The organism is Arthrobacter dokdonellae (assembly GCF_003268655.1).
In the GTDB taxonomy this organism is placed as follows: Bacteria; Actinomycetota; Actinomycetes; order Actinomycetales; family Micrococcaceae; genus Specibacter; species Specibacter dokdonellae.
Genome location: NZ_CP029642.1, coordinates 1,292,523 through 1,310,181, shown reverse-complemented (window position 1 = coordinate 1,310,181; position 17,659 = coordinate 1,292,523). Strand labels below are relative to the sequence as shown.

17 protein-coding genes are annotated in these 17,659 nt (G+C 66.7%); 7 read left to right on the top strand and 10 right to left on the bottom strand.

Annotation, left to right across the window (positions count from 1 at the left end; translation table 11 throughout):
• The first annotated feature begins 153 nt into the window (after positions 1 to 153).
• Complete coding sequence (locus DMB86_RS05825; protein WP_129545476.1) at positions 154 to 1,218, top strand: hypothetical protein; 1,065 nt, start codon at positions 154 to 156, stop codon at positions 1,216 to 1,218.
• 614 nt (positions 1,219 to 1,832) lie between these two features.
• Here DMB86_RS05825 and DMB86_RS05820 read toward each other — a convergent pair.
• The gene (locus tag DMB86_RS05820; RefSeq protein WP_113716953.1) at positions 1,833 to 2,507 is read right to left on the bottom strand and encodes an FMN reductase; all 675 of its coding nucleotides are present in this window, start codon (positions 2,505 to 2,507) and stop codon (positions 1,833 to 1,835) included.
• Positions 2,508 to 2,663: 156 nt separating this feature from the next.
• Positions 2,664 to 3,068: a RidA family protein gene (locus DMB86_RS05815; protein WP_113716952.1), complete on the bottom strand. Its 405-nt coding sequence runs from the start codon at positions 3,066 to 3,068 to the stop codon at positions 2,664 to 2,666.
• A 100-nt stretch (positions 3,069 to 3,168) separates the two neighbouring features.
• Between DMB86_RS05815 and DMB86_RS05810 the strand changes: the two genes are divergently transcribed.
• The 5 genes from DMB86_RS05810 to DMB86_RS05790 all read left to right on the top strand — a co-directional run bounded on the left by DMB86_RS05810 (position 3,169) and on the right by DMB86_RS05790 (position 7,762).
• Positions 3,169 to 4,086, top strand: a complete 918-nt coding sequence (locus tag DMB86_RS05810; protein WP_113716951.1) for an ABC transporter substrate-binding protein — start codon at positions 3,169 to 3,171, stop codon at positions 4,084 to 4,086.
• Positions 4,086 to 5,042, top strand: coding sequence for an amino acid ABC transporter permease (locus tag DMB86_RS05805; RefSeq protein ID WP_113716950.1), 957 nt, complete (start codon positions 4,086 to 4,088; stop codon positions 5,040 to 5,042). Before DMB86_RS05810 ends, DMB86_RS05805 begins: the two co-directional genes overlap by 1 nt.
• A gap of 9 nt (positions 5,043 to 5,051) precedes the next feature.
• Entirely contained in the window at positions 5,052 to 5,825 is a 774-nt protein-coding gene (locus tag DMB86_RS05800; RefSeq protein WP_113716949.1) for an amino acid ABC transporter ATP-binding protein, read from the top strand.
• A gap of 25 nt (positions 5,826 to 5,850) precedes the next feature.
• Complete coding sequence (locus DMB86_RS05795; protein ID WP_171814383.1) at positions 5,851 to 7,008, top strand: NAD(P)/FAD-dependent oxidoreductase; 1,158 nt, start codon at positions 5,851 to 5,853, stop codon at positions 7,006 to 7,008.
• Positions 7,009 to 7,090: 82 nt separating this feature from the next.
• Positions 7,091 to 7,762 carry a GntR family transcriptional regulator gene (locus tag DMB86_RS05790; protein ID WP_171814382.1) on the top strand — a complete coding sequence of 224 codons (672 nt, stop codon included), beginning with the start codon at positions 7,091 to 7,093 and terminating at the stop codon, positions 7,760 to 7,762.
• Here DMB86_RS05790 and DMB86_RS05785 read toward each other — a convergent pair.
• From DMB86_RS05785 to DMB86_RS05750, 8 genes are all read right to left on the bottom strand, one after another.
• Complete coding sequence (locus tag DMB86_RS05785; protein WP_113716946.1) at positions 7,759 to 9,318, bottom strand: amino acid permease; 1,560 nt, start codon at positions 9,316 to 9,318, stop codon at positions 7,759 to 7,761. The two genes, DMB86_RS05790 and DMB86_RS05785, sit on opposite strands and share 4 nt — an antisense overlap.
• A 48-nt stretch (positions 9,319 to 9,366) precedes the next feature.
• Entirely contained in the window at positions 9,367 to 10,812 is a 1,446-nt protein-coding gene (aspA, locus tag DMB86_RS05780) for an aspartate ammonia-lyase (RefSeq protein ID WP_113716945.1), read from the bottom strand.
• Between the two features lie 207 nt (positions 10,813 to 11,019).
• On the bottom strand, positions 11,020 to 11,982 hold the full coding sequence (locus DMB86_RS05775; protein WP_113716944.1) for an asparaginase: 963 nt from the start codon (positions 11,980 to 11,982) through the stop codon (positions 11,020 to 11,022).
• Entirely contained in the window at positions 11,979 to 12,686 is a 708-nt protein-coding gene (locus tag DMB86_RS05770) for a FadR/GntR family transcriptional regulator (RefSeq protein ID WP_113716943.1), read from the bottom strand. The genes DMB86_RS05775 and DMB86_RS05770 overlap by 4 nt, the downstream gene beginning before the upstream one ends.
• 306 nt (positions 12,687 to 12,992) lie before the next feature.
• Positions 12,993 to 15,074, bottom strand: a complete 2,082-nt coding sequence (locus DMB86_RS05765; RefSeq protein WP_171814381.1) for a DUF5107 domain-containing protein — start codon at positions 15,072 to 15,074, stop codon at positions 12,993 to 12,995.
• 84 nt (positions 15,075 to 15,158) lie between these two features.
• A complete protein-coding gene (locus tag DMB86_RS05760; protein ID WP_113716942.1) occupies positions 15,159 to 15,437 on the bottom strand; it encodes a hypothetical protein in 279 nt (92 codons plus the stop codon).
• Between the two features lie 103 nt (positions 15,438 to 15,540).
• A complete protein-coding gene (locus DMB86_RS05755; protein WP_113716941.1) occupies positions 15,541 to 16,434 on the bottom strand; it encodes a TIGR01777 family oxidoreductase in 894 nt (297 codons plus the stop codon).
• Positions 16,431 to 17,084, bottom strand: coding sequence for a TetR/AcrR family transcriptional regulator (locus DMB86_RS05750; protein ID WP_113716940.1), 654 nt, complete (start codon positions 17,082 to 17,084; stop codon positions 16,431 to 16,433). Before DMB86_RS05750 ends, DMB86_RS05755 begins: the two co-directional genes overlap by 4 nt.
• 105 nt (positions 17,085 to 17,189) lie before the next feature.
• On the opposite strand from DMB86_RS05750, the gene DMB86_RS05745 reads away from it, so the two are divergent.
• The gene (locus DMB86_RS05745) at positions 17,190 to 17,588 is read left to right on the top strand and encodes a nuclear transport factor 2 family protein (RefSeq protein WP_113719361.1); all 399 of its coding nucleotides are present in this window, start codon (positions 17,190 to 17,192) and stop codon (positions 17,586 to 17,588) included.
• Positions 17,589 to 17,659: the final 71 nt, after the last annotated feature.

The following is a 17,659-nucleotide window of genomic DNA, read 5'->3' as shown; positions in this document are numbered from 1 at the left end:
GCCCTCCCGCGGGACCCGCGGTGGCTGCCCGAACTGCGCCGGCCAGGCAGCCTGCGCGCTGGGAGTCCCGGGCAAAGCGTGAGCCGGGGGACGGCGTCGTACCTCCAACGGCGTGCGGGGCGGCGGTCCGTGGAACAATGAAGTGGATTGACCATGGCAGCCAAGAAATCACGCCCCGACCAGCTCCCCGACGGCGGCGCCGTGCACCCGGCGCACAAGTCCCCGGAGCGGCACCGCCATACCCGACAGGTTCCCGACATGCCCCGGCGCTGGCTTCTGGGCACCCTGGCCGCGGCGGCCCTCTCCACCGCCTTCAACGCGAACATTGCCGCCGACTACCAGCTGACCGAACGCTCCCAGTTCCGCGTCACCACGCCGGACAATGACGAAAACAAGACGGCTGCCAACAGGTTTCCCGGCAGGGCGTGGTACCTGCTGGGCGGCTTCGGGGTCAGCTACCGGGACAGCGGACGCAAGCTGGCGGCCCTGCAGCCGGCCATGAACGAGCGGGCGCCGGCGTCGTATATCGGCTATTCGAACGGCGGGATCGACATTGCCCAGCTGTTCATCGCCATCCAGCGCGACACCTTTGAACGCAAGATCGACACCGTCTACTTTTACGGCGACAGCTTTGGCGGGATGGCGGCGACGGTGCTGGCTGGCCTGCTGGAGGGGATCGGCATCCACGTGCGCGTGATCGTGATGGGTTCAAGCCCCAGCAGCGTGCACGACGTCCTGGATCCCAGCAAGGAATACATCTCGCTGGCCGGCCATCTGGTCCCGTACCTTGGGCTGGTGGGGCGGCTGGCTGCCGGGGTGTGGAGCGGGCTGGGCAACCCGAACGGCCAGGGCATGTACGAGGCGGCGCGCGCGGGAATCGGCCGCTCCTTCAACCAGGCCAGCGACTCACTGATCCTCAAGACCACCCAGGCCACGTTCCTGCAGGCCTTTCCCGCCCAGTACGACGGCGGCATTCCGAGCAGCACCGGAATCGGCCTGCTGTACGACCCCAAGGACTTCATCGTCAACGCCCGGATGGCCATTGTCGGTTGGGAGGCGCTGTTTCCGAAAAATCCGCACTTTGAATACGACATCCCCAACACCGGCCACGCCAGCCCCGAAATCCATCCGGAGACATACCGCGTCGCGCTCACTGTCATCCTCGACCAGCTGGACCCGCCGCCGCTGACCACCAAGCCGGTGCAGCCGATCTTCTAGCCACTTCCGGTCACTGGGCCCTCCGAAATGAAGGTCTCGACGCTCTCGCAGGGCTCGCTGCCCGACCACCGGGCAGGCGCCACGGATCGATGGTGCGGATAATGCGGGCTGTGGGCGCGGTGGGGATTCGATGGTGCAGATAATGCGGGCTGCTGGCAGTCCAAGTCGCAGGACCTGCACCACCGATCCGGGCAACCCACAGGACCTGCACCACAGATCCGGGCCACCCACCGAAGCTGCACCACCGATCCGGGCCACCCACCGAAGCTGCACCACCGATCCGGGCCACCCACCGAAGCTGCACCACCGATCCGGGCAACCCACCGAAGCTGCACCACCGATCCGGGCAACCCACCGAAGCTGCACCACCGATCCGGGCAACCCACCGAAGCTGCACCACCGATCCGGGCAACCCACCGAAGCTGCACCACCGATCCGGGCAACCCACCGAAGCTGCACCACCGATCCGGGCAACCCACAGGACCTGCACCACCGATCCGGGCACTGCAGGAATTCGGCCACTGCGGTCCCGGCAGACGCGGTCCCCGGGCTGCCCGACCTCCCGGGCTGCCCGACCTCCCGGGCTGCCCGGGCCGCCGGAGCCTCGGTGCGGGCTAGCGGGCCTGGGTTTGGGCGAGCAGCTGCTCGAACGGCAGGGACGTCATGTCCGACATGGCCCGTTCCTGCCGCTTCGCCTTGTGGTCCGCGGCAAAGCCGGGAATTCGGGTGTTCCCGGGCGCCGGCGTCGTGCTTGGGGCCAAGGCTGCCGCCAACTCACCGGCGGCCTGGGCAATGCGGTGGTCCAAGGCGTTGGTGCCGGACGTCCCCCAGTCCTCGGGCGACGCGTAGATGGCGGTGGGCATTGTCCGTGCTCGCAGGTAGCTGAACAGCGGGCGGACGGCCGTGTCCAACACCAGCGAGTGACGCGAGGAGCCGCCCGTGGCGCCGAACAGGACGGGCATGCCATCGAGGAACTTCGGGTCGAGCACGTCGAAGAAGGATTTGAACAGGCCGCTGTAGGAGGCGCTGAACGTGGGCGTGACCGCGATCATCGCGTCGGCCCGGGACACACGGTCGACGACGTCGGCCAGGGCCGGGCCCGGGTAGCCGGTGACCATGTTGTTGGCGATGTCGCCCGCGATGTCCCGAAGGTCCACGACGTCGAGCACCGCTTCGGCGCCCATCTCGCCGAGCTGTTCCCGGACGGCTGCGGCCATCTGGTCCGCGAGCATGCGTGTTGATGACGGGACGCCGAGACCGGCCGAAACTACAACTATTGTGCGCTGCATGGTGACTCCTTCTAGCTGGCACATTGTGCATGCGTTTGCATCTAGTGTCGTCAACTGGCGGCGCCCTGCGGTTATTCCCGACGGACCGCCAACGGTCGCGCAAAGTCACGGCTCCGTACGCGCGGCGCCGGCCGGAACAACCAGCCCTGCGGCAGCCTAGGTGGAGGCCTTACCGGGCGCGCAGCCCAACACGGCGACGCCGTCAATCTCAACCCTCATGCCCGGTCCCAGCCCGGCGGCAACTGTCGTGCGGGCAGGATACGGCGCGGAGAACATGTCGCCGTACACCTCATTCATGCCCTCAAACTCAGCATCGTCGGCCAAGTACACACTGACGGACACCAAATCATCCAAAGTCCCTCCGGCTGCGCTAAGCACTTCTGCGAGATTGCCGAACGCCTGGCGGGTCTGCTCCCCGATGCCCCGCCCGACCAGCTCCCTCGTCGAGGCATTAAAGCCGCCCTGCCCTGCCAGATAAACCGTCTCCCCTACGACGACCGCCTGCGAATATGACGCCACAGGAACCGGCGCCTGGCTGGTTGTTACCGCCCTCTTGGACATGCGCTGCCTTTCTTCTTTTATTTCAGCCGGCCTGTTGACGCGGCCAATGTGAGATGTGACACTTAGACTGTCAGACAGTCTGATACTAAGGAGGAATCGCATGCGCATGCAAATCAAGGCCAAGAGCTTCACGGTTTTTGCCATCGGGGCGAGTTTGATGGCCCTCACCGCCTGTGGCGGCGGTTCGCCGTCGCAACCGGACGGCAAGGATGCCGCATCCCAGGTTGTCCAGCAAAAGGATGCGGCGGTCGCGGCAATGGTGCCCGAGTCCATCACAAGTTCCGGCACGCTCCGAGTTGCCACTGACCCGACGTACGCCCCATTTGAGTCCACGGCCGCTGACGGGAAAACCATTGTTGGCTTCGACCCGGACCTGGCCAATGCCATCGCCGGGGTGCTCGGACTCAAGGTCCAGTTCGTGCCCACTTCCTTTGACGCCCTCATCCCGGCACTGCAGGCAGGGCAGGTTGACATGGCGCTGTCCTCCATCGGCGATACAAAGCTGCGGGAAAAGACGGTGGATTTTGCCACCTACTACTGGAACGGCACCCTCCTGCTGGTGGGCAAGGGCAACCCGAAGCAACTAGCGAGCGACAGGGCCTGCGGCGTCAAGGTCGGGGTCATCCGCGGCTCGCTGCAGCAAACCACCTTCCTGCCGGGACAAACCGCCACATGCAAGGCAGCGGGCCTGGCAGCCCCCACAGCCAACGTCTTCCAAAATGCGCCACAGGCGGAACTTGCCTTGCAGAGCAACCGCATTGACGCAGTCATGCTGGATGCCCCTCCGCTGGCGGATGCCGCAGCCAAGAACCCCACCAAGTTTGAAACGGTGGGGCCGCTGTTGAAGAACCCCAACCCCGGCGGCGTCGCCCTGCCAAAGAACAGCAAGCTCACGGCAGCCGTCAATGCCGCCTTGAACAAAATCATTGCCAGCGGCACCTACGGAAAATTGCTGGCGAAATGGAACCTGACGCCCATCAAGATCGAGAAGTCTGAAATCAATGGGGCGCTGTCGTGATGACTTCGCCCGAAAAGCTGATTGCGGCCCAGGAAGGCCCGCCTCCCGCCGGGAAGCGGGCGCCGGAGAAGGTCGTGAAGCTTAAGCGGCCGGGACGCTGGGCGTCCTACCTGGTCATGGCTGTCCTCGCGATTCTGGCCATCCGCTCAGTGACCACGAATCCCAACTTTGGCTGGCCGGTTGTGGCCGAGTACTTCACCTCGCCGCGGGTATTGGCCGGATTGGGCAACACCTTGCAGCTGACGGTGGCCGCGATGGTCCTGGGCCTGGTCCTGGGCGTCGTCCTGGCGGTCATGCGCCTGAGCACCAATCCGGCACTGTCCGCCCCGGCCGGGCTGTATATCTGGTTCTTCCGGGGCACGCCGGTGTTTGTGCAGCTGCTGTTCTGGGGCTTCATCTCCGCGCTCTATCCCCACGTGGGCCTGGCCATCCCCGGCGGCCCCATGCTCTTTTCCCTCGATACGAACTCTCTGATCACCCCGATCGTGGCCGCCATCCTGGGCCTGGGGCTCAACGAGGCCGCGTACATGGCGGAGATCATCCGGGCCGGCATTGTCTCCGTGGGCACGGGACAAACGGAGGCAGCCCACGCCCTGGGCATGTCCAACTTCAGGACGCTGCGGCGGGTGGTCCTGCCCCAGGCCATGCGCGTGATTGTCCCGCCCACCGCCAACAATGTCATCTCGATGCTCAAGACCACCTCACTGGTCAGCGTCCTTTCCTTCCCTGAGCTGCTGTACGCCACACAGCTGATCTACGCCGACAACTTCCAAACCATCCCCCTGTTGATCACGGCCTCGATCTGGTACTTGATCGTGACCACCATCATGACGGTCGGCCAGTACTACCTCGAACGCCATTACGGCCGAAGCAACCGGCCGGAGGGCCAGGGCATGCTGCGCCGGCTGCTGCAACTTCAATCCCGCCGCGGTGCCACCGCCAGCGCCACCCGCTAGGAGAGCACGATGAGCCAATCAACCCAAGCCATGGTCACCGCCACCGACGTCTGGAAGTCCTTTGGGCACAACGATGTGCTCAAAGGCATCAACCTTGAAGTCCGCCGTGGCGAAGTCATGACACTGCTGGGACCCTCCGGCTCGGGAAAATCAACGTTCCTGAGGCTGATCAACCACCTCGACACCGCATCCGCAGGCAGGATCACTGTCGACGGCGACCTGGTGGGCTACCGTGCACAGGGCGCGGCCCTGCACGAACTACGTCCCCAGGACATTGCCCGGATGCGGTCGGAAGTCGGCATGGTGTTCCAGCAATTCAACCTCTTCCCGCACATGACCGTGCTGCAGAACATCATGGAAGCCCCGGTCGGGGTCAAGAAGGAAGCCAAGTCCCAGGTCAAGGCACGGGCCGAGGCCCTGCTGGAGCGCGTGGGCCTGACGGACAAGCGCAACGCCTACCCGTCGTCGTTGTCCGGCGGGCAGCAACAGCGCATCGCCATTGCCCGAGCGCTCGCCATGGAGCCCAAGCTCATGCTCTTTGACGAACCCACCTCGGCGCTGGATCCGGAACTGGTGGGCGAGGTGCTCGATGTCATGCAGGACCTCGCCGCCACCGGCATGACGATGATCGTTGTCACCCACGAGATGGGGTTCGCCCGGGAGGTGGCAGACTCCGTGGTCTTCATGGACGGCGGGGTCGTCGTGGAAAGCGGCAGGCCCTCCGATGTGCTGCTCAACCCCCAGGAAGAACGCACCCAGGCGTTCCTCAGCAAAGTGCTCTAACCAACCGCCACCGACAGGATCCAACATGAAAATCGCAGTAATCGGGGCCGGCATGATCGGTGTGTCCATCGCCGCGGAGGCGGCCGCAAGGGGGGCCGAGGTTACCCTCATAGACAAAGGCTTCCCGGGATCCGGGACGTCGTCGCTGTCCTATGGGTGGGTCAATTCAAACAACAAGGATCCCCAGGACTATTTCGAACTCAACCGTGCAGGCATGGACGCCCATTACCGCCTGGCTGCGGACGGCGCGGACTGGTTTGCGCCCACGGGACACGTGGAGTTCGCCACCGACGCCGAGCACGCCACCGAACTGCTCGGGCGCCTGGACCGCTTGGCCGAACTTGGCTACGCGGCGGAAAAGATCGCCCCCGGCTACGCCCGGGAGCTGGTGCCGGACCTGGTGGTCCCCGCCGGCTGCGAAATTGTTGCGATCTTCCCCCGCGAGGCCCACTGCTACCCCAACCTGTACATCCGGGCGCGGCTGGCCGAGGCGCGACTGCACAGGCTGCGGGTCCTCGCCGGGGTGGGGGTGGAGCGCCTCGCGGGCACGGCTTCCGGAGCCCAGGTGGTCCTCAGCGACGGGTCGACGATCCTGGTTGACCACGTCGTCAGCGCAGCCGGCCGGTGGACCAATTCGATAACTGCCGCAGCGGGCCTGGGGCCGGTCATGACCGACTATCGGGAACCTGGCGACGTCACGGTGGGCTATCTTGCCGTCACGAACCCGCTGTCCGCCGACATCACCAGGCTGGTCACCAGCCCGGAACTCAATGTCAGGCCGGCCGGAGGAGGGAGGCTGATGCTCCAGGCCCTGGACCTTGACGCCACGGCCGAGCCGGACAGCACGCCGGACGCAAAATCACCGCTGGCCGCCGAATTCACCCGCCGGCTCCAGGCAATGCTGCGCAACACCGGGAATGCCTCCATCAGCGAACTGGGCGTTGGCCGGCGCGCCATGCCTGCCGACGGCCGGAGCGTCATCGGTACAGTGGCCGGCGAACCTTGGCTGTATCTGGTCGCCACGCACAGCGGCGTGACCCTGGCACCCCTGCTGGGTGCCGGCGTCGTGGCCGAAATCCATGGCGAACCCGAACCACTCTTTGACGGGTTCAGGCCGTCCCGCCTGCTGGAGGGCGAACACCCGGCAAGCCTGCCGGCGCCCCGCCGCCCCGGCGAACAGTGAACCCAATACACTGGGCACAACAGCCAACGACACCGGCAGGACCCCGGCAGGGAAGACAGACGGACCTCAGGAGCATCACACCGTGAACAAGATCCAACGCACCACCACTGCGGAGTTGAGCACCTCGGCACTGCGACAACAAATCCTCAATGGGGACGTGGCACCCGGGGCCAGGATCACCGAGGACGCCATGGCCCAGGAGCTGGGCATTTCACGCGCCACCGTGCGCCAGGCGCTGAACACCCTGGTGAACGAGGGTCTGCTGGTCCGCAATCCGGCGACCCGCGTCCTTGAAGTGACAAGCCTGGACGCGGAGGACATTTCCGAGATCTACCGCGCGCGCAGGGTGCTGGAGCTGGCGGGCGTGGAAGCTTCACGAACTGCCACCGGCGACGAGCTGGAACTCCTCAAGCGTGCCGTGGACGGGATGCGCGAGGCGGTGCAGAACGATGACGTCTTTGGTTTTGTCCAGGCGGATTCGCTGTGCCATGCACGCACCGTCGGTTTCCTGAGGTCCCAGATCCTCTCGCAAACCCATGAGGCCCTCATGACGCGGCTGCGCCTGGTCATAGCACGCCGGGAGGCTGACGAAAGCATCACTGCCCACGGATTGGCCCAGCACGAGGAATTCTGCCGACTGGTGCTTGCTGGCCAGGTTGAGCAGGCCAAGGCAAATCTGGCCGAGCGCCTGGACGCGGCGGAACGCGGCCTGCAGTCGCACCACATCGGCCCCGGCATGAGGGTCATCCGCTAGGGCGCCGCGGGGCCACTGTTGGAGCCGGCGTCGGCGGCGTCGGCGGCTGCCGTCGCGTGGCTGTGGTGGGCGATCACCGGGTGGGCGCCAGTAAAGCCGTCGCGCCCGGCGGCAATCTCGTTAATGCGGCCGCGGGAGGCGTACCAGCCGATCATCAGGGCCGGGACAATGACCACAATCGAAGCCACCGTCCAGGTGCCCACGGGCTTGTCGAACGCCATGAGGACAACGACTGCCAACAGGAAGGCAAGGGTCAGATAGCCGGTCCACGGCGCACCAATCATCCGGAATGCCGGCCGGATGGCCAGGCCCTTCTTCGACAGACGGTATAGGGCCAGCTGGCACAGCACGATCATGCCCCAGGACGCGATGATGCCCAGCGCCGCCATGTTCAGCACAATTTCAAACGCCGACGCCGGAACAACGGCGTTGAGGATCACGCCGAGCCCGGCAACGATGGCCGTCAGGGCGATGCCGCCGTACGGGACGCCGCGCTTGTTCAGCTTCGCGGCGAACTTCGGCGCGGAGCCGGCCAGGGACATGGAGCGCAGGATGCGGCCGGTGGAATACAGGCCCGCGTTCAGCGAGGACATGGCCGCGGTGAGCACCACCAGGTTCATGATGGAGTCCATGCCCTGGACCCCGATCGAGCCGAAGAACGTCACAAACGGGCTTTCCCCCGCCTTGTAGGCGGTGTACGGCAGGAGCAGTGACAGCAGAACCAGCGAGCCCACGTAGAAGACGGCGATGCGGATGATGACGGTGTTGATGGCCTTGGGCATGACCTTTTCGGGGTTCTGCGTTTCGCCGGCTGCCGTGCCGATGAGCTCGATCGAGGCGTAGGCAAACACCACGCCTTGCATGACCACCACCACGGGTAGGAGCCCGTTGGGGAAGAATCCGCCGTGGTCCGCGATCAGGTTGAAGCCCACCTGCTGGCCGGCCACCGGCGTGCCGAAGATGACAAAGTAGGTGCCAACCACCAGGAAACCGACGAGGGCCACCACCTTGATCAGCGCGAACCAGAACTCCATTTCGCCAAATACCTTCACCGAGACCAGGTTCAGGCCCAGCACCAGCAACAGCGCGCCCAGTGCCCACGCCCACTGGGGCACGGCGCCGATCCACGGCACGTATTTGGCGAAGAAGTGCATGTACAGGGCGATCGCGGTGATGTCCACGATGGCGGTCATGGCCCAGTTCAGCCAGTACAGCCAGCCGGAGACAAAGGCGGCCTTCTCGCCGAAGAATTCGCGGGCGTAGGAGACAAAGGAGCCCGACGACGGCCGGTGGATGACCAGTTCGCCCAGCGCCCGCAGGATCAGGAAGGCGAAAAAGCCGCAGATCGCGTAGCTGAACATCAGGGCGGGACCGGCGCCGGCGAGGCGTCCGCCGGCGCCCATGAAGAGGCCCGTGCCAATGGCCCCGCCGATGGCTATCATCTGGATTTGGCGGGACTTGAGCCCCTTGTGGAGGCCGGCGTCTTCCGCCGTCAGGGCCGCGTTCGGGACGTCCTGTACCAGGTCGGAAGAGTCCGTTTTCGTTTGGTTGTGCATACGCTTGCCTATCGGTGAATGCGGCCCGCGCCTTTGCGGGCCGCGTGCTTAATCGTTGAGGTTGGCCAGGTGTTCCGGACGCAACAGCTCGTCCAGTTGTTCGGCCGTCAGGAGCTTGTGCTCTAGGACAAGTTCGGCCACGCCGCGGCCGGAGGAGAGCGCCTCGAGCGCGATCATCGTCGATGCCGCATAGCCCAGGCGCGGGTTGAGCGCTGTAACCAGCCCGATGGAGTGCTCCACCTGGGCCCGCAGCTTGTCCTCGTGGGCGGTGATGCCCCGGATGCACTTGTCAGCCAGGGTGCGGCACGCCGCTTCAAGGTGGCGCATGCTCTTGGTCAGGCTGTGCACGATGACCGGTTCAAAGGCGTTGAGCTGGAGTTGTCCGCCTTCCGCCGCCATGGTGATGGTGACGTCGTTGCCGATGACCTCGTAGGCGACCTGGTTCACCACTTCCGGGATCACCGGGTTGATCTTGCCGGGCATGATCGAGGATCCTGCCTGCACGGCGGGCAGTGTGATCTCGCCCAGTCCGGCGCGCGGGCCGGAAGAGAGCAGGCGCAGGTCGTTGCAGATTTTGGACAGCTTGACGGCCACGCGCTTGAGGACGCCGGACAGGTGCACAAACGCGCCGACGTCCTGGGTGGCTTCGATCAGGTCCGCGGAGGTGACCAGCGGCAGCCCGGAAATTTCCGCCAGGTGGCGGCAGGCCAGTTCCGAGTAGCGCTGGGGAGCGTTGAGCCCGGTGCCGATGGCCGTCGCGCCGAGGTTGATTTCGTGCACCAGCAGGGTTGATTCGGCAAGCCGCGCCCGGTCCTCCCCCATGGTCACCGCGTAAGTGTTGAACTCCTGGCCGAGCGTCATGGGCACGGCGTCCTGCAGCTGCGTGCGCCCCATTTTCACCACGGTGCGGAACTCCACGGCCTTCGCGGCAAAAGCGTCGCACAGGTATTCCATCGCCTTCACCAGCGACTTGGCGGCGAAAATCGTGGCCACGTTCACGGCGGTCGGGTAGACGTCGTTCGTGGACTGGCTGAGGTTGACGTGGTCGTTCGGGTGGAGGTACTGGTAATCGCCCTTGTTGTGTCCGAGGATTTCCAGGGCCCGGTTGGCGATGACCTCATTGGCGTTCATGTTCGACGACGTCCCCGCGCCACCCTGGATGACGTCCACCACGAACTGGTCGTGCAGTTCGCCGGCGATGATTTCCTGGCAGGCCTGGACGATCGCGCCGGCGCGCTCGTCGTCGAGCAGGCCCAGCTCGTGGTTGGCCTGGGCGGCGGCCTGCTTAACCATTGCGAGCCCGTTAACGAGGTGCGTGTTGGTCGACAACGGCAGGCCCGTGATGGGGAAGTTTTCCACGGCGCGCAGGGTGTGCACGCCCCAGTAGGCGGCGGCCGGCACGTCACGGTCGCCGATGAGGTCGTGTTCGCTGCGGACGACGGCGGGGGCGGGCGCCGTGAGGGGGTCCAGCGGGGTCGCGGTCAGGTGGGTCATGGTGCTCCTTGGATGAAGGCAGGGCGAATATGTACAGGACGGTGGTTGCAGTATTTAGGGGATGTGGGTTCGCTGGCTGGGATCCCGCAACGGGCAGGCACTGCGGGAGGGTCACGCCGAAGGGCCCCGGATCTGCAGGAGGGTCGGTGGAAAGGGCCCCGGATCTGCAGGAGGGTCAGCCCGAAACGCCCCGGATCTGCAGGAGGGTCAGTAGGGGAGGCCGTGGAGGGTGCCGACTTCGTGTCCGCCGCCCAGCACGGGAAGGTTGTTGAACGGTTCCAGCAAGGCTGCCTCGACGCCGAGGGCAAGCAGCGCCGGCACCGCGGCCGGCATGCGGGCACGGTCACCGCCGTCGGAAATTTTCAGGGCCACCGCACCGCCGTCGCCCAGCGCGATGAGCTGGACACCCTCAAAGCCGTCCTTGGCCAACAGGCCCGGAACCGCGCGCATCAGCGCGGTCACGTCGCGGCCCTCGCCCGCCACCAGCTCCGGATTGCCGCGCATGGCGTCGGCCACGCGGTGCTCGGGCGTCCCCCGTGCCGCGGTGGTGAGCCGGCTGAACGCCCGCGCCATGCCGGTCAAGGACAGCGCGAAGACCTCGGTGCCGCAGCCGTCGGTGCTGATGTCCGTCAGTTCCTCCCCGGTCAGCTCGGCCACCACCTCGCGGATCAGCGCGGGCAGCGGGTGGTTGTGGTCCAGGTACGTTTCCACGGGCCAGCCGTTCGCCACGCAGGTGGCCAGCAGCGCCGCGTGCTTGCCTGAACAGTTTTGCGCCAGGTGCGTGGGGCCGTGGCCGGCGGCCAGCCAGGCAGTGCGTTCGGCGGTGCCGTAGGGCAAATCGGTGGAGTTGCCGAGATCGTCCACAGTCAGACCGGCGTCGGCCAGGATTTTTTCGGCAGTTTCCTGGTGCCCGGCGGCGCCGGAGTGGCTGGCGGCGGCCAGGGCCAGCTGCTGGTCCGTCAGGTCCACGCCGGCGCGGAGCATCGCCACGGCCATGAGCGGCTTCAATGCCGAACGGGGGTACATGCGGGCGGTGGGCTCCCCGCGCGAAAGGAGGGTCCCGCCGTCGGGCTTCACTGCCGCCAGCGAACCGTAGTGGACGCTCTCCACCATGGAACCGCGCGTCTGCACGGCGAGGGGCGCGTGGGCCGGGAATTGTGTGGATGTCATGCGTCGGTGTCTCCAATAATCAAGGTCAGGGCGGCGTCGACGGCGTTGAGGTGGACGGCCATGGCGCGGCCGGCCTCCCCGGAGTTGCCGCGGGCGATGGCGTCCAGGATGAGGCGGTGTTCGTGGTCGGACTTGAGGCGGCGGCCGGTGATGAGGTTGAGGGTTTCCGACTGGTTGACCATGGCGCCGCGGATGTCGTGGACCACCCGCTCGAAGACCCCGTTGCCGCTGGCGGTGGCGATGGCCGCGTGGAAGCTGCCGTCCAGGCTGACCCAGATTTCGGGGTCGTCCTCCCCGGCCATGTCCTCAATGATGCCGCGCATTTGTTCCAGCTGCTCCTCGGTGCGGCGCGTGGCGGCGAGCTCGGCGGCCGGCACCTCGATGTGCGGGCGGGCCTCCATGAGGCTGCGGGCCGAAAACTGGCCCAAGACCAGGTCGCCGGGCGCGCGGTTGGCGATCACGAACGTGCCCTTGCCGGTCTGCGTGGCGGTCAGCCCAAGCGCCGTGCAGGAGCGCAGTGCCTCGCGGACCACGGAACGGCTGACGCCGTATCGCTGCGCCAGCGCCGTTTCGGAGCTCAGCTTGGACCCCACGGCGAGCTGGCCGCCTTCGATGGCGTCCCGGACGGCCTTAAAGACGGCCTCCGCCGCGCTCACCCGGACAATCTGATGCTGTCCGGCTGTCCAGCTGTCTGACAAGTTCATGACATGACTATGACACGGCTCACAGGCCGGTGTCAATGCGGGTTCCTGCCATCCGGTGGCCGGTGGCGGACACAGCGAGGCCCTGAACCCGGCCACGGAAATCGACGGCGCAGCTCCCGCGACCTGAACCGGGCCCCAGAAATCGACGGTGCAGCTCCCGCGACCTGGACCGGGCCCCAGAAATCGACGGTGCAGCTCCCGCGACCTGGACCGGGCCTAAGTCGCAGGAGCTGCACCATCGATTCCCAGAATTCAATGGGGGCGGCCGGCAACCCGCAGGAGCTGCACCATCGATCCCCCTCGTGCTCAGCGCATGCTGAATTGATACTGCTCGGGCACGTCCTCCCCCGGACAGACGCGCCGCCACAGCTCGGTGATGGAATTGGCGCCCTCGCGCAGGTCCGGCACTTCAATCCCTGCCTTGAGGATCGCGGCCGCTGCACCCCTGTTCCCCGCGTCAGCATGGGCCCTGGCCTGCAGGAACTTCACCCGGCCCAGCGACAGCATGGATGCCGGCGCCCCTTCAAGCACGTCAAACACCATTTCCGGCCAGCCGTTGTCCACGGCCAGCGACATGGCTTCCAGCAGCAGGGCACGGTTGCCGGGCGCGTAGTGGCAGGCGAAATTGAGTTGAGTCAGTCCCTCGTCGACGTCCCCGGCAGCCATCAGCGCCAGGCCCAAGCCCCGGAGCGCCAGCGGCCGGCTTCGGTTGCCCAGCGGTGCGCCGGCCCCGACGATCCCGTCCGGATGGTTTCCCGCCGCGAACGTGTCAGCGGTGACAAGGCCCCCCATGGCCCGCCGATACATCCCAATCACGGCCTGCATGTCTTCGGCGCTCGTGGCGTCCGCCCGGGCGTGGACCATGACCGCGTGGTGGAACGCGGCCTCGGCGCTTTCGTTGCGTGCGGCCGCGAGCAGGTCCTCCCAGTCCAGGCCCCTGACAAACGATCCAGCCCCGCCAAACGGCTGGCGCGCCTCCTCCGCAACCGACGCCTCGAAGGGCTTCTCCACAATGCCGGCGTTCGCCGTCAGCAGGTCCAGCCACGGCGCCTGGTCGGCGGTCAGGCTTTCGTCGGCAAACGGCGTGCCGGACTCGTCAATCCAGTCCATGCCGGACGCATGCCGACGGGCCCGCTCCAGCGCACCCCAGCCGCTGCCGGCCACCACAAATTCCGTGGGAGCCACGTCCGCCCAGCGCGTGGAGTCGGCGAGCGCCGCCTCCACGGCCTCTTCGGAAACCAGGGCATCCACCCTTTCCCCGGCATGTCCACCGGCGGCGTCCCAGGCGCCACCGGCCTGGGAAGGGTCCAAGCGCGCGTTGCCGTAGGCCTCGACCCACTGCCACGACGTCCCGGCCGGCATCGGCACGTGTTCAAACTGGGTCTGGGCCAGTCCCGACTGGATCTCCGCATACCGCCGCGGCTCCGCGCCCTGCGAGGAAGGCGTCAGCCACTCCTGCCACCGGTGGCCGCCGGCGTTCTCGCCCCAGACGAACAGCTTCCGGCCCCGCAGCCGGGGTGAGGAGATGAGCGCAAGCCCGTCTCCGGCGTCGTCCATGGCGACCTCCCAGCGGCGCTGCTCCGGGGCCAGGTCGAAGAAGAAGTCCGCCGCATGTGGATTCCGGGCGGGCCAGGTGGCGTCGATCCCGTGGAAGTCGGCGGGCCGCACCACGGCCATGGAGCCGTCGTAGCCCGTGGCGTAGGCGCGCGCGGCCGGGGCGATGACCCGCGTTGCCGGGCCCATTGGAATGGCGGCGTTGCTCCACCAGTACATCGGCACGGCATGGTCATTCGGGTTGCGGATGCGCACCGCCGTGAACAGCACCTTGGAACCGGCCGGCAGCCACGCGTCAATTTGGAACACCACCTCGCGCAGGCGGTCGAACTCCCACATGCGCAGCACCTCCTGCCCCTCGGGCGTGTGCACAACCGCGGTGTGGAGCGGCGCGCAGGTGGTGGGCGAGTGCCCGCGCGTGCCGATGTTCCACTCGATGCCGCCGGCAAACCACGCGTTGCGCAGCGCCAGGTTGGCGAACTGGATGCGGTCCCCCGTGTGCAGCAGTTCCTTGCCCGCGTCCTTGTCGGTCAGCTGCCACAGCCGCCCGCCCAGCTGCGGCAGGAACGTGGCCTTGAGGTGCCCATTTTCAAGTACGACGGCGGTCAGCTCCGTTGCGCTGGTCCCCCGCGTGTACGCATCCTGCAGCGGGTAGGGGTACATGTTTTTCGCCCTGCCCCAGCGGGCACCCTCGACGATTTCCTCGGGAATGCCGCCGTCCACGACGTAGGGCGGCTCAAGCAGCGGCTGCACCGTGGGCAATGGGGAGTCGGGGCCGAGTTCGGCCAGCTCGATGGTGCGCGTGGTGACATTGATGGTGGCCGCGTTGCTCATGGGCCGAGCCTATCGGACGGCGGGCTTTCGGGGCTGCGGATCGACGCCGCGTGCAGGCGGCCATCGATCTGCTGGCCCATCCTTTCACCATGAGGCTGTGGGGCCTTTTGCGGGCGGCGTCGGGGGCCGTCCGTTCCGCCGGGCGACCATGGGCATGACAGCGGCACGCCCGATGGCTGCGCAGTCGCCGGCGAACAGGCCCACACCCCACCCCGAAAGCAGATTGGCCCACCCGCCCATACCGGCGACTGCGATCCAGAACGCAAGCCCGGTGGCCAGGGCAAGGGCGGCCACGTGGAGCCACTGGCTGCGAATCCGGCGCAGCGGCCAGGCCACCAGGACTGCCAGTGGAAGGCCAAACACGGCAGCGACCGGAAAACCATACGAAGGACCGTGTGATTGTGCCCGCCGAAATCCCGGCGATTGAGCCTGCCAAATTCCTGAGTCCCGACCCGGTCCCGCCATGTCAGCGGTCCCCTGCCATAATGTCAGCCAGCGCGCCGTCCATGTCCGGATGCTGCCAGGTGAATCCGGCGTCCTGCAGCTTCGCGGGCCACACCCACCGGCTTTTGAGCACCAGCTCAGGTTCCGTGCGTATCACCACCGCACCCATTTTCAGCAGCCAGGCGGGGGTGGGCAATCCGAACGGAACACCCACGTTCCGGCGCACCGCCGCCATGAGCTCGCGGTTGTCGACCACACGGGGCGAAGCAATGTTGACGGGGCCGTGCAGTTCGGGATGGCCGTGCAGGAACAGCACGGCGCGGATCAGGTCGTCCACATGGATCCAGCTGTACTTCTGCCCGCCGCCTCCCATGGCCCCGCCCAGCCCCAGCCTGGCCAGGTTCACGAAGGGCCGCATCACGCCGCCACCCGGGCCCATGACAATGGTGATCCGCAGCGGGATCTTCCGCGTCGCCGGGGTGGCTGCCGCCGCGAGCGCCCCTTCCCAGCCCCGCGCCACGTCCACGGAGAAGCCCGAGCCAAGTTCGCCGTCGTCCTCGGCGTGGGGCCGGTCCCGCGCATCCCGGTAGATGGTGCCCGTGCTGGCGTTGAACCAGTCGAGGGGCGGAACGCGGCATGCGGCGATGGCGCGGCCCAGCTCCGCCGTTGTCTCGAGCCGGGACCGGACAATTTCCGCCTTGTTGCGTGCGTTGTAGCGGCAGGACACCGACTTGCCGGCCAGGTTCAGCAGGAAGTCGGCGCCTTCGAGCACCCCGGCGATGGCCGCGGTGTCTCCCCAGGTGGCGTCGCCCGTCGTCCGGCCGACGCTGCGGACCTGCCACCCGGCGGCTTCCAACTCGCGCCGAAAGTGCGTGCCGATGAATCCGGAGGCTCCGGCGATCACGGCCAGTTTCATGGCTGCACCCGGTCCTTGAGCTCGAGCGCCTCCTCGACCAGCGGCTTGACCACCGGCAGCCTGGACAGGGAGACGAGCTTGCCGATCAGCGGTGCCGCGCCGTCGACCAGGGTGCGCGTGCGGCGCTGGCCTTCGGAGCGGTCGTACACCCAAAACAGCACGATCCCCATGTAGGCGAGCCACAGCAGCTCGGGCAGCCTGGTGCGGAGGAACGGGGGAACTTTTGTGCCGGCCACAACCTCCGTGAATATTCCGACGGCGGACTCCCGGACCTCGCGCGACGCCTCGCCAAACGGATTGACGGCAGATTGCGGCGGCAGTGCGCTGCCCATGAACGCCCCGCCAAAGCTGTGATACGGAGCGAGCGCGTCAAGGCCGGCGTGCATGGCAGCCCCCAGCCTCCCGGCCAAGCCATTCGTGGTTCCCAACACCTTGGAGGCGGCTGCCCGCTGCTCCGCGACGGATTCCCGGTAGAGCTCCAGGACCAGCTCGTCCTTGGACGCGAAGTAGTAGTAGGCGCTGCCCAGGGAAACGCCGGCCTCGACGGCAATGGCCCGCATAGTGGTCTTGGCATAGCCCTTGCTGCGGAACATGGCCAGCGCCGTCTCCAGCACCAGCACCCGGGTTTGCGCACTTTTGTTGCCGACCATCTGGACCCCTTGTTTTTGAACGTGTTCAGTATTGAGTCAATCACCATTTTTGAACTTGTTCAACTGAGGGATTTCACTGGACGGCAGATGGCGCGATACTGGACCATGGACAACCGGGAAGATTTTCTGGCATGGGTCAACTCCACCTTGTACCAGGCGGAAGTGGCGCTCCACAATGGGAACGCGGCTCCGCGCCGGGCCATCTGGTCCCGCAATGAGCCCGTGAGCCTGCTGGGTGCGTGGCGCGACGCTTTTGGACAGCGACAGCTTGAGGAGGTCTTCACCTACCTTGAGCACTCATTTTCCGACTGCACGTCCTACGCAGTTGAACTGCAGGCGTACGACGTGGCCGACGGCATGGCCTACACCTCGGCCCTGGAGCACACCTCGGCGTCCGTGGACGGCCAGCCCCGGACCTACACCCTCCGGGCCACGCAGGTCTATCGGCGGGAAGACGGGGCATGGAAGGTCTCCCACCGGCATGCCGACACTCTGGGTGCCTGACGGAGCAAAACGCCGACAAGCTTTCCCGGGCGCATCCCTAGGACGCGACGGGTCCGGCTGCCAGGGCCGCC